This is a genomic window from Gammaproteobacteria bacterium (genome assembly GCA_028819075.1).
In the GTDB taxonomy this organism is placed as follows: domain Bacteria; phylum Gemmatimonadota; class Gemmatimonadetes; order Longimicrobiales; family Gaopeijiaceae; genus BD2-11.
This window is the reverse complement of record JAPPMM010000045.1, coordinates 23651-35925: the sequence shown is the minus strand read 5'-3', so window position 1 is coordinate 35925 and position 12275 is coordinate 23651. Positions and strand designations below refer to the sequence as shown.

The following is a 12275-nucleotide window of genomic DNA, read 5'->3' as shown; positions in this document are numbered from 1 at the left end:
CCCGCGAGGAGGACCGTTGGTCGAGGTCAGGGTACAGAGCCTGGGGCTTGACCCCTCATCCAACACGCCGGTAGTCATCCTGCGGGAGGTGGAGGGCGAACGGGTGCTGCCGATCTGGATCGGTCCGGGGGAGGCCAGCTCGATCGCGATGGAGCTGGCCAGCATGAAGTTCAGCCGACCCCTCACCCACGACCTCATCGTCTCGGTGATCGGCGGGCTCGGCGGCACTCTCAAGCGGGTGCTCATCACCCGCGTCCTCGACAACACCTTCTACGCCGAGCTGATCGTGCAGCGGGACGGCGACGTCGTTTCCATCGACGCGAGGCCCTCGGACTCGATCGCGGTCGCGCTCCGGACCGAGGCGCGCATCTTCGCCCAGGAGGATCTCCTCCACAAGACCTCGATCGAGGTGACGGACGAGGAAGATGCGGCCTCGGGGGAAGGCGAGGAGGAGTCTCCGCCGGGAATGGACGCGGAGGAGCTCAAGGAACACCTGCGCAAGCTTCATCCCGAGGACTTTGGCCGCTTTACGCCCTGACTCGCGGGCGCTCCTGCTGGCCGCGTTCCTCTCTGCGCCGGGCTTCGGGGCCATCCCTGCCCACGCAGCGACGGCGTCGACCGGTGATGCACGCCCGCCATCGGCGACGCATCCGTCGTCGCAGGAAGCCGGCGCGGCCGCCGCGACCAGCGAGCAGGCTACCGCGACGCTCCGGGGCAGGGTGCTGCTTGGCGACGCCGGAGTCGGGTCCGGGCTGGTGACGCTGCACGAAGTGGCGCTCGGGGGAGGAAGCGAAATCGACTCCGTCGTGGTCGCAGACGACGGATCCTTCGCCTTCGAGCTGCCCCGCGTCCCGGACCCGGAATCGGGAACCGTCTTCTTCGCGTCGACCCTCTACGAGGACATCCTCTACTTCGGCATCCCCGTAAACAGCGTCATCCAGCTCGACAGCACGTACGTCATCCGTGTGTACGAGACCGAACCCGCCCCGCCGGGCGGCGCGGATTTCACGGTCTCGGTGCGCAACCTCTTCCTGCAGGACGTGGGCACGGGGTGGAGCGCGGTGGACCTCATCCAGATCCGCAACGACGGCTTCCGCACCCTGATCCCCGCGAATGGCGAGCCGGTGTGGTCGTATCCGTTGCTGGGCGGCGCGCAGGACTTCGAAGTCGGCGAGAGTGATCTCGCGGAGGACGCGGTGCGTTTCGCCGACGGACGCATGTTCGTCGCGGCTCCGGTGCCGCCGGGCGAGCGCCTGTACGCGGTCCGCTACACGGTCCCCGGCCACCAGTTCGTCGCGCCGCTTCCGGGACTCACCGAGACCATGGAGCTGCTGGTCCTCGAACCTTCTCCGCCGACCGCCGTCACCGGGCTCCAGCCGCTCCCGCCCATCGAGGTGGAGGAGGGCGTGACCTATCGGCGCTACGCCGCCGGCGACATCGTTGATGACGCGGTGGGCCTGCTCCTGGCGGAGGAAGCGGAGGGACTTCCGCTGGAATGGATGGCGGTCATCCTGACCGTCGTGCTCGCATGGCTCGGGCTGTACGCGGTCTACCGCGATCCTGCGGCGGCGACGGCTTCCGCCGCCGATGAGCGGCGCAGGCTGCTTCGCGAAGTGGCCATTCTGGACGAAGCGTATGCGCGAGAGGGGAAGGTGGGGAGCAAGGCCCGGAAGGCCTATCGGCGCAGGCGCGAGCGGTTGCTGGCGCGCATTGGGCTCACCGACGATTCCCGGGGTTAGAGGATGTCGCTCCTTTCCACGCGCGCCATCCTGCTCAAGTCCCATCCGTTCAGCGAAACCAGCCTGATCCTCCGATTCTTTACGCGCGAGCGAGGCCTGGTGAGCGTGATGGCGCGGGGCCTGCGCAGGCGCGGAACCCCTCCCGAGATCTTCTCCTCGGGGGTTCTCGTGCTCTACTACCGCAGCAACCGGGACCTCCAGAACTATCGCGAGTTCTCGGTCATGCACGCGCACCGGGCTCTGGCCGGCGATGTGCGGCGGTTCGCGGGGGCGTCGCTGCTCGCCGACCTGGTGCTGCACCACGCCGGCGAGGAGCCGAGCGGGGCCCTCTTCGCCGGACTCGACGCGTCGCTGGGGCGCCTGGCCGAGGCTCCTCCGGAGATGATCGCGGTCCTCATCCTGTCCGGCGCCTGGGCGTTGGTATCGTTGATGGGGTACGCTCCTGAACTCACCGTATGCGTGGCGTGCGGGGACGGACTGGACACCGCCGCCGTTGGCCGCCTGGACCATGCGGCGGGAGGGGTGCGCTGCCCGCGTTGCGCGGGGCCGGCCTCCGAGGCTCCCCGCATCGGGCCGCGCGCGCGGGAACAGCTGAGGACACTTCTCCTGGGAGAACCGGTGGACGGGCTCGACCGCGTCACCCAGCACCTGAAGGTGCTGCGCAACTACGTGCACCATCACATTTGCGGGTCCCGTCCGCTGCCCTCCTTTCCCTTTCTCGAGAGCGTCGTTGGCGAAGCTGTCTGAACCGCGCGAGAGCCCATGCGCCGGCTGATCCTCGGCACTGCCGGGCACATCGACCACGGCAAAACCGCTCTCGTCCAGGCGCTCACCGGGGTGGACACGGACCGGCTGGCCGAGGAGAAGCGGCGCGGCATCACCATCGACCTCGGGTTCGCCGAACTCCCGGTGAGCGAAGATCTGGCCTTCGGTGTGGTCGACGTCCCCGGCCACGAGTCCTTCATCCGCAACATGCTGGCGGGCGCCACCGGGATGGACCTGGTGCTGCTGGTCGTGGCGGCGGACGAGGCCACCATGCCGCAAACGCGCGAGCACTTGGCGATCGTGCGCCTGCTCGGGGTCGAGCGGGTGGTCGTGGCGCTCAGCCGCATCGACCTCGTGGAGGAGGAATGGCTGGAGCTCGCGCTGGACGACGTCCGCGAGCTGCTCGCCGGCACGCCGCATGCAGATGCGCCCATCGTGCCGACCTCCGCGGTGACCGGGGCGGGCCTGGACGAGCTGCAGGCAGCGCTCGCGCGCGAGGGCGCGAGGGCGCATGCGCGCCTGGACGACGACATCGTGCGCCTGCCGGTGGACCGGGTCTTCACGGTGCGCGGCACCGGAACCGTGGTGACGGGCACGCTCTGGTCGGGGTCGCTGTCCCTCGACCAGCGCGTCAGGCTCGAGCCGGGCGGGCTGGCGGCGCGGGTGCGCGGCCTGCAGGTGCACGGGCGTTCGGTGCGGACGGCGCGCGCGGGGGAGCGCACGGCCGTCGCCCTCGCCGGCAGCCGCGTGGGCAGGGAGGCGGTGGGGCGCGGACAGGTGGTGGTCGGCGCCGATCCATGGGTGGCCGCCGACCGGGTAACAGCGCGCATCGAACTGCTCCCCGACACCGCCTGGGGCATCGAGCGGGGCCAGCGGGTGCGGGTGCACCTGGGCACGTCCGAGGTGATGGCACGGGTCTTCCTGCTCGACTGCGCCGAGATGGTGGCGGGTGAGGTGGCGTGGGCGCAGCTTCGGCTGGAGGCGCCCCTGGTGGCGAGAGCGCGCGACCACGTGGTCCTGCGCTCCTACTCGCCGATGACCACCATCGGCGGGGGCATCGTGGCCGAGCCGTCACCGCCGCCGCGGACGCGGCTGCGGGGCAGGGAGGGCGAACTGCTCGAGGCGATTGTGGGACCGGACGGGGGCCTCCGCCGCCGGGCGGCGCTCGACCTGGCCGGGTGGGCGGGCGTCCCGGAGGAGGAACTCCCCATCCGCACCGGCGATCCGCCGGGGACGCTTGCCTCCGGCGAGGACGAGACCGGCTTCGCGACTGGCCGGGCGCTCTATTCGGGAACGGTGGCCGACCAGGGCCGACGCCTACTCCAACGCCAGGTCGCCCGCTACCACCGAGCCCAGCCGCTCAGACCCGGCATGCCGCTCGCCGAGGCGCGCGAGGCTCTGCCCGCCGGCGCGGGCGCGGAACTGGCCGATGCCCTGCTCGCGCACCTGGCGGAAAAGGGCGAACTGGAGGTCCGCCGCGACCTGGTGCGCAAGCCCGGCTTCACGCCCTCCCTCACCGCGGAGCAGCAAGGCGTGCGGTCGCGCCTGGCGGAGCAATACCGGGCCGCGGGTCTCTCTCCGCCCTCCATCCGCGACCTTCCCGCCGCGCTCCGCGACCATCCAGACCTGTGGCCCATCCTCAAGCTGATGGAACAGGCGGGCGACATCGTCGTGTTGAACGACGACTTCTTCGCCGACGCAGACGCGGTCGAACGGGGGGCACGGGACGTTCAGGAACGGCTCGCGGGCCGATCCGGCCTCGGTCCCGCAGACTTCCGCGACGTTCTGCCCGTCACCCGCCGGCACCTGCTCCCTCTGCTCGCCTGCTTCGACCGGCTCGGAGTCACGGTTCGGCGCGGCAGCGGGCGGGAAGTGCCCGCCAGCCCGGGTCCGAGCCCGTGAGCGACGCGTCTCGCGGCCTGACGGAAGAGTTGAACATTTCGAGCCTGAGCGGTGTCCTATCGAAGCAACCAGGTACGCCACGCCGGCGCCCGTCGATGTTGACAGAAAGGGTGAGGCGCTCGTACCATGCCGTGGTGGTGCAGATTCATTTTTTCAAGGATGCCTGGGAGGGCTATCGTTCCTAAGCTACTGCACAGAAAAAACTGTGCGGAGGGGTTGATATGAGACGCTTCCTACGCGTCTTGACAGGCCTCCTCCTCATCCCGCTCGTTGGTCTGGATCCTACCTCGGCCCAGGAAACGGGTGATCGGGGACGCCAGCAGAATCCCGGATTCGAGTTGCGTCAGAACTATCCGAATCCGTTCAACCCGGAGACCCGCATCCCCTTCTCGTTGGGTGACGAGTTGTTTTCGGGCGGGGAGCCGGTCGTCGTGTCGATTCGCATCTACAACGTGCTCCAGCAGTTGGTCGCCTCCCCCACGGCCCTGCGCAACCCGGGCAGCGACGGCTTCCCCGTGTCCGACATGGAGTACGAAACACCGGGGGAATACGAGGCCTACTGGGATGGGCGCGACCTCGAAGGCAACCAGGTTGCGTCCGGGATCTATCTCCTCGTACTGGAGGTCAACGGTCGTTCGAGCGTCATCAAGATGTTCGTGACCAAGTAGGCTGGCGGCTGGCCACCGCTCCGTCCCAACCCTACGATTAGCCTGTCCGCGCCCGATTCGCGGGTCGCAGCCAGTTATCGCCCGAGTGGAAGCGGGCGACCGTCAGGGGAGGAGCCGCATGACGCCGCTCGACCGCCGAAACTTCATCCGCACCACAGCGGCCGCCGGTCTGGCCGCGCTTCCCGCCGGAGGGCTGGCGGCCCGCATCGCCGAAGGGGCCGAGTCCGCATCGGGCACCCCATCGGCCAGCCCCGCGCCCCCGAGTCTCGCTCTCGACGATCCGCTCGGCGTCCGCGCCAGCTTCCCCGTGACCGAGGAACTCGCGTACCTCAACACGGCTTCCGTCGGGCCCATCCCGATCCCCGTGCGCGACGCGCTGTACGCGTACGCGGACGGCAAGATGCGGAGACAGGGCGGAGGTTCCGGCCCTTCGCCGCGGCAGAGGGCCGTCGCCGGCTTCGCCGGGCTGTTCGGGGCCGACGAGGACGAGGTGGCCCTGCTCTATTCCACGACCGACGCGGAGAACATCGTCGCGAGCGCGCTCGACTGGCGCGAGGGCGACAACATCGTGGTCGACGAGCTGCACTTCGTCTCCACCTACGTGCTCCACCGGCAACTGGAGCAGCGGATGGGCGTCGAACTGCGGGTGGTGCCGTCGCGCGACGGCGTGGTCACGACCGAGGACTTTGCGCGCCGGACGGACGCGCGCACCCGGCTCGTCAGCGTGGCGTGGGTGTCCAACCGGAACGGCTTCCGCCACGATCTGCCCGCGCTCGCCGAGCTGGCGCACGCGCACGGAGCCTATCTCTACACCGATGCCGTCCAGGCGCTGGGCACCTTCCCCGTGAACCTGAGGGAGGAGGGCGTCGACTTCGCTGGCGCAAACGGCTACAAGTGGCTGCACGCGGACTTCGGCTGCGCCCCGTTCTTCGTCCGCCGCGAGCACCTGGACTGGATGGCGCCCGACCGCTACGGGCATCGGCAGGTGGCCGAAACCCTGCCGGGGCATCGCTACCGCCTGCGCAGCAGCGCCGCCAAGTTCGAGTACGGGAGCCTGGCCAACGGTCCGGTGGCCGCCATGGCGGCCGCGCTCGACTTCCTCGCCCGGGTGGGACTGGACCGCATCGCCGGGCACACCCACGCGCTGGCCGGCGAACTGCGCGACGGAGCGGAAGCGCTGGGGATGCAACTCTTCACCCCTCCCCGTAATTCTTCGCCGATCGTCAGCTTCTACCACGGCCTGGAACATGAAGCGCTGGCGAAGGCTCTCGCCGACGAGGGCATCGCCATCACGTTCCAGGAAGAGGGAAGGCTGCTCCGCGCCGCCGTGGCGATGTTCAACAACCGCGAGGACGTGGACCGCCTGCTGGGGGTGCTCTCGCGGATGGTCTAGGACGTTCGCCAGCGCCCCCGCAGGCGCCGGACGGGACGCGGACCGCGGACTGGAGTCAGTGCTCCAGCAGCGTCTCCACGTGCGCCGCAGCGGCGAGCGCGGTCCCGTCCAGGTTGTATCCGCCCTCGAGCAGCGACACGAGCCGTCCGTCGCAGCAGCTATCGGCGTAGTCCATCGCCATGCGGGTCATGCGCCGGAAGGCGTCGTCGGTGAGGTCGAAGCATCCCAGCAGATCGTCGCGGCGGCTGTCGAAGCCCGCTGACACGATCACGAAATCGGGGTCGAAGGCCGCCACCGCGGGCGAGAGCGCGTTGTCCCAGTAGCGCAGCATGTCGGCGTCGCTGGAGCCGCACTCCAGATGCACGTTGATGTTCAGGCCCGCGCCGTCTCCCTCTCCGGCGAGCGAAGGATCGCCGGTTCCGGGATACGCGTTCCAGTCGTGGGATGAGAAGAAGAGCACCGAAGGGTCGTCGTAGAAGGCGTTCTGGGTGGCGTTGCCGTGGTGGTAGTCCCAGTCGATGACCAGGACCTTCTCATGACCGTGGATCTCCTGGGCGTACTTCGCCGCGATGGCCGCGTTGCTGTAGTAGCAGAAGCCCTCTTCGGCGCCGGTGTTGTTGGCGTGGTGCCCCGGAGGCCGGATGGCGCAGAAGACGTTGCGCGCCCGGCCCTCGGCGACCACGTCCACGCCGGTCAGGGCGCCGGACACCGCGAGTTCGGCCACGTTCGCGCTCACGCCCAGCTGGCGCACCGAATCTACGTGTTCGCCGGTGTGGTGAGCGCGGATGCGGAGCAGGGGATCGACGGTGGGTGCGATGGGCACGGTCGCCTCGGTGAGCCCGCGCGCCTCCAGTTCGGCCCGCATGCGCACCAGCCGCTCCGGGATCTCGGGCGGGCGGGAGCCGTTCGGTCGAATGAGCACGTGATCGAGGTAGCGCGGGTCGTAGATGAGGGCGGTTCCGGTGGCCTGTCCAGGCGTCGCGGACGGGCGCTCGTGGCTCGGCGGGGAAGCGGCCGTGCCCGCGCCGAAGGGTCCGCCGTGCGCGGAAAGCGGTGTCGCCAGGACGGGCAGGGCCCCGAGCGCCGCGGCTGAGGATTTCACAAAATCGCGCCTGTCCATGACCACCCCACTTGTCGACCGGGATCGCTTTTCCTCCGGCGGGCATAATACTTCTGTTGTCGAGTCGCCCGAAAGATTGCCTGAGACGGTCGCCCCAGCCGGAGAAAGCCATGAAGTCCGAACCGAGGTCGGCGTACCGACTCGCCATCGTCGCCGCGCTCGCGACGGGGCTCATCCTGCTCTGGATCATCGGTGCGGTCGGGCTCATCGGCGTGGAGGGCGATCCCTTCGACCGTTCGTACGGGGGCGTGCTCGCCGTCGGCATGATGGGGGCCGTGATCGCCCGCTTCCGGCCGCGCGGATTGGCGCGCGCGATGGTCGCGGCGGCGCTCGCCCAGGCGCTGGTGGCCGTGATCGCCCTGATCATCGGCAAGCAGCACTCCCCGGTCAGTTCCGTGGTCGAGATCCTGGGCCTGAACGGGTTCTTCGTGGTGCTCTGGGTCGTGTCGGCGCGCCTGTTCATCCGGGCCGCGCGTTTGCGGGGCTCGGCGGAGGCCCGCGCCTCGGGATGAGGCTTCGCCGGATTCGGTCGACGAGGGGCGGGGTCGATAGCGTCGGTCCATCTTCCACGGCCTCGTACAGAGTTCGCGTCTGGCTGCTGATGGCCCTGGCGATGTGGGGGCTCGCCTCCGGCTGCACCCTCGAGACCCCAGGCATCGAACATCCCCTGCCGGACAGCCTGGCGAGCGCATTTCATCCCGGCCTCGTCGCAGACGTGCAGGAGGCGCCGGTATGGGTGAATCTCGAGACGGGACCCGACTCGCTGGTCGCCGCCTTCGGCGCCCGGGAAACGCCGGAAGCCGGACTCATCGGCAGGATCGCGATGGCGCAGCTTCGGGGCGACGAGATCTTCGTCCTCGATGACCAGTTGAACGTGGTGCACGTGTTGAACATCCCGGCGCGAACGCACGTGCGGGTCGGGAGGCCGGGCCAGGGCCCGGGGGAACTGGCCTTCCCGCGGGGCCTCGCGCTGTCCGAAGATCGCATCTTCGTGGCCGATGAGCGGCAGATGATCCATGTGTTCGACCGAATGGAGGGGGAGTGGTCGTGGACGCGGGATGTCCCCGTCCCGTTCTTCCCCATGGACGCTTGCTTCATGGACGATGGCCTGTACCTGCTTGCCCTGAGGGATGAGGCGTCCGGCTTCATTCATCGGCTGGAACAGGACGAGGTGGTTGCGTCGTTCGGGATCTCCTACCGCTGGGACAACCCGATCGTCCGCGATGCGACGACGGAGGGCCGGCTCGCCTGCCTTCCGGAGATCGGTGGCATCGCCTGGGTGCCGACGCGCCTGAACGAAGTGCACATGTATGGAACGGATGGCGTGTTGCGCTGGATCGCCCGGCTGCCGGATCATCGGCCCATGGGAATCGTCGAGAATGCGGAATCGGGTTCCGTGGCCATGGGGTTGACCCCGGGGCGCAGCGAGATGCACATGCTGTACGCGGTGGCGCCGGTCGCTTCGCATCTTCTGGTGCAATTGAGTCTGTACGACCAGGAAGCCGTCGATGCGGATGCCCCGAAGGCGATTCACAGCTATGTCATCGACCCAACCTCGGGCGCGGTTGGCGAGATCGACTTTCCATATCCGGGTCTGATCGATTGGCACGGCGGACGCATGGCATTGTTCGCGAACGATCCGTGGCCGAAAGTGGATGTCATTGCCGTCTCGGAGAGGAGTGCGAAATGACCGGCCGCGTTATCCCGATCCTGATCGCCATGGGGCTGGCGCTGCCGGTAACGCTCGGAGCCCAGGCCGGCCCGCCGGGGCAGGCCTCCGCCCCGCCCAGAACCATCTTCGACGGGGCGACGGTGATCGACGGCACCGGAGCCTCGGCCCGGACGGGCTTAGCCATCGTGGTGGAAGGGGAAGGGATCGCCGCCGTCGTCCCGGCTGCGGACCTGACCGACGAGCTACGCGAGGGCGCCGAGGTGATCGATGCGAGCGGGTGGTTCGCCATCCCCGGTCTGGTCGAGTCGCATACCCACGTGGCCACGATGGCCAACCGTGGGCGGGCCGAGTTCATCCTCAACCGCCAGCTCTATGCGGGGATCACGACGGCGCGGGACATGGCGGGCGACGTGCGTTCGCTCATGGACCTGCAGCGCGCATCCCTCGTCAAGGAGATCGACGCGCCCGACCTGTACTTCTCGGCGCTCATGGCGGGACCGGTGTTCTTCACCGATCCGCGCACGGTCTCATCGGCGGCGGGCGAGACGCCCGGCGAGGTGTCGTGGATGCAGGCCGTCACGGAGGAGACCGATCTGGCGCAGGCCGTGGCGCTGGCGCGGGGCACGTGGGCGACCGGTATCAAGACCTATGCGGCGATCGACGGAGACCTGTTGGCCGCGATCACCGCCGAAGCCGGCAGGCAGGGGATCCCGGTGTGGTCGCATACGCACGTCGGGCCGGCGCGTGCGCTCGAGGTGGCCGGGACGGGCGTGCGCTCGATGTCGCACGTGTGCAGCGTCGGCAGCGCGGCGATTCCGGACGACGTCTTTCGCGAGGGGCAGGAGGGGCGCCGCACCGGGTTCGTCGATGTGGACCTCAACCACCCCGCGGTGGACTCGGTGTTCGCCCTCATGAGGCGGCACGGCACGGTGCTGGACGCGACCATCCGGGTCGTCGTCCAGGTCGGACTGAGGCGCATGGCGGCGATCGACACGGTCAACGCGCCCGCTCCCGGTGAGACAGCGGACAGGGCGGGGGCAGGTCCGGGGCCCCGGCGACCGCCCATCGACCGGCGCCGGCGCGGCGTGCGTGCCGGGTGCGAGACCGCCGACGCGATCGCGCTCACCCGCCGGGCTTGGGAGGCGGGCGTCATGGTCGCGACCGGGACCGACGGCATGACTCCGCCCACCTCCGATTTCCCGGCGCTCTTCGACGAAATCCGCCATCTGCACGACGACGTGGGCATGCCGATGCCGGACGTGCTGAAGGCGGCGAGCCATCATGGCGCGGTTGCGCTGGGGCTGGAGGACTCGATCGGCACGATCGAGCCCGGCAAGCACGCCGACATCGTCTTCCTGCGGGAGGACCCGCTGGCCGGGCCGGAGAGCCTGCGTTCGGTGGTACTGACGGTGAAGCGCGGTACCCCGTACTACCGGCGGGACTTCGTGCTCGGAGCACCGCGGGCGGGGCCAGCGGGACGATGACGGCCGAGTCGCACCCCCTCGCGCTCCTCCGCGAGGTCAGCACCATCCTGGACGAGACGGCGGACCTGGGCTCGTCGGTGCGGCCCATCCTCGGCGCGCTTTCGCGGCGCATGGAGCTCGAGTGCGCGACGCTCACCGTTCTGAACCGCCGGACGTCCGAGATCCTGCTACACGAGGCGGTGGGCCTGACGGACGACCAGCGGGAGCGCGCGCGATACAGGCTCGGTGAGGGCATCACTGGACGCGTCGTCGAGACGGGCGTCCCTGTCGTCATTCCGTCGGTCGCCACCGAGCCGCGCTTTCTGAGCCGGGCCCGCCCCCTGGAGGAGCGCGACGGGACCGGCTTCGTCTGCGTTCCGGTGCGGCACGGCAACGAAACGATCGGAGCACTGAGCGCCGAACGCCCCTGCGGCGAGGCGGCCTCGTTCGACGAGGACATCCAGATCCTCTCGGTGCTGGCTTCCCTCATCGCCCACGCCGTGCGGCTCCGGCAGTTCGCGGAAGAGGAGAAGGCACTGGTTGCCGAGAACCGGCGCCTTCGGCGGGAGCTGGCCGACAGGTACCGGCCCGACAACATCGTCGGCAACTCGCGGGAGATGGTCCCGGTGTTCGAGATGATCGGCCAGGTTGCGGGGAGCGACGCCACCGTGCTCATCCGCGGCGAGAGCGGCACCGGGAAGGAACTGATCGCCCAGGCCGTGCACTACGGAAGCCAGCGGTCCGAAGGGCCCTTCGTCCGCGTCAACTGCGCGGCGCTCCCCGAGGGGCTCGTCGAAAGCGAGCTGTTCGGCCATGAGCGCGGCGCGTTCACGGGTGCACTCCAGCAGCGGGCCGGCCGTTTCGAGCGGGCTTCGGGCGGGACGATCTTCCTCGACGAGATCGGCGATCTTCCCCCGTCCGTGCAGATCCGCCTTCTTCGCGTGCTGCAGGAGCACGAGTTCGAACGGGTTGGCGGCAACAGGATGCTCAAGACCGATGTCCGGGTGGTCGCCGCAACCAACCGCGATCTGGAGGCGGACATCGAGGACGGCCGCTTCCGGACGGACCTCTACTATCGGCTGAACGTCTTCCCGATTCACGTGCCGCCGCTGCGCGACCGCCGGACCGACATCATCCTGCTCGCGGACCACTTCGTCGAGATGTACAACAGGCGGCACGGGCGCGCGATCGTCCGCCTCTCCACCCCCGCCATCGATCTGCTCATGGCCTACCACTGGCCGGGGAACGTGCGCGAACTGGAGAACGCCATCGAGCGAGCCGTGCTTCTGGCTGATGGTGACGTGATCCACGCCCGCATCCTCCCGCCCAGCCTCCAGATGGCCACCCCGGGCGCCGGGCGTTCGGGGCCGCTCAAGGTCCAGTTGGATGCGCTCGAGAAGGAGCTGATCGTCGACGCCCTCAAGGTGAGTCGCGGCAATCGCGCCGCCGCCGCCCGACAGCTCGGCATCACCGAGCGGGTGATGGGGCTTCGCGTCGCCAAGTACGGTCTCTCCAGACGCTGACCGCCCGCGACCTACAATTCTGTAGCTTCC

At 69.3% G+C, this 12275-nt stretch carries 11 protein-coding genes; 10 read left to right on the top strand and 1 reads right to left on the bottom strand.

The window, feature by feature from the left end:
- The first annotated feature begins 16 nt into the window (after positions 1-16).
- The 6 genes from OXU32_11955 (at position 17) to OXU32_11930 (ending at position 6467) form a co-directional block, all read left to right on the top strand.
- Positions 17-538: a bifunctional nuclease family protein gene (locus OXU32_11955; GenBank protein MDE0074663.1), complete on the top strand. Its 522-nt coding sequence runs from the start codon at positions 17-19 to the stop codon at positions 536-538.
- Positions 519-1739: a hypothetical protein gene (locus OXU32_11950; protein ID MDE0074662.1), complete on the top strand. Its 1221-nt coding sequence runs from the start codon at positions 519-521 to the stop codon at positions 1737-1739. The genes OXU32_11955 and OXU32_11950 overlap by 20 nt, the downstream gene beginning before the upstream one ends.
- 3 nt (positions 1740-1742) lie before the next feature.
- Positions 1743-2486 (top strand): DNA repair protein RecO, encoded by a 744-nt coding sequence (recO, locus tag OXU32_11945; protein ID MDE0074661.1) that lies wholly within the window; start codon positions 1743-1745, stop codon positions 2484-2486.
- Positions 2487-2501: 15 nt separating this feature from the next.
- The gene (gene selB, locus OXU32_11940) at positions 2502-4406 is read left to right on the top strand and encodes a selenocysteine-specific translation elongation factor (protein ID MDE0074660.1); all 1905 of its coding nucleotides are present in this window, start codon (positions 2502-2504) and stop codon (positions 4404-4406) included.
- A 221-nt stretch (positions 4407-4627) separates the two neighbouring features.
- Positions 4628-5074: a hypothetical protein gene (locus OXU32_11935; GenBank protein MDE0074659.1), complete on the top strand. Its 447-nt coding sequence runs from the start codon at positions 4628-4630 to the stop codon at positions 5072-5074.
- Between the two features lie 118 nt (positions 5075-5192).
- Positions 5193-6467, top strand: coding sequence for an aminotransferase class V-fold PLP-dependent enzyme (locus OXU32_11930; protein MDE0074658.1), 1275 nt, complete (start codon positions 5193-5195; stop codon positions 6465-6467).
- Between the two features lie 55 nt (positions 6468-6522).
- On the opposite strand, the gene OXU32_11925 is transcribed toward OXU32_11930, so the two are convergent.
- Positions 6523-7569 (bottom strand): histone deacetylase, encoded by a 1047-nt coding sequence (locus tag OXU32_11925; GenBank protein MDE0074657.1) that lies wholly within the window; start codon positions 7567-7569, stop codon positions 6523-6525.
- 128 nt (positions 7570-7697) lie between these two features.
- Here OXU32_11925 and OXU32_11920 point away from each other — a divergent pair, with 128 nt between their 5' ends.
- From OXU32_11920 to OXU32_11905, 4 genes are all read left to right on the top strand, one after another.
- Positions 7698-8099, top strand: a complete 402-nt coding sequence (locus OXU32_11920; protein ID MDE0074656.1) for a hypothetical protein — start codon at positions 7698-7700, stop codon at positions 8097-8099.
- An 89-nt stretch (positions 8100-8188) separates the two neighbouring features.
- Complete coding sequence (locus OXU32_11915; protein ID MDE0074655.1) at positions 8189-9277, top strand: 6-bladed beta-propeller; 1089 nt, start codon at positions 8189-8191, stop codon at positions 9275-9277.
- Positions 9274-10743 (top strand): amidohydrolase family protein, encoded by a 1470-nt coding sequence (locus tag OXU32_11910; GenBank protein MDE0074654.1) that lies wholly within the window; start codon positions 9274-9276, stop codon positions 10741-10743. The genes OXU32_11915 and OXU32_11910 overlap by 4 nt, the downstream gene beginning before the upstream one ends.
- Positions 10740-12245: a sigma 54-interacting transcriptional regulator gene (locus tag OXU32_11905; protein ID MDE0074653.1), complete on the top strand. Its 1506-nt coding sequence runs from the start codon at positions 10740-10742 to the stop codon at positions 12243-12245. Before OXU32_11910 ends, OXU32_11905 begins: the two co-directional genes overlap by 4 nt.
- Positions 12246-12275: the final 30 nt, after the last annotated feature.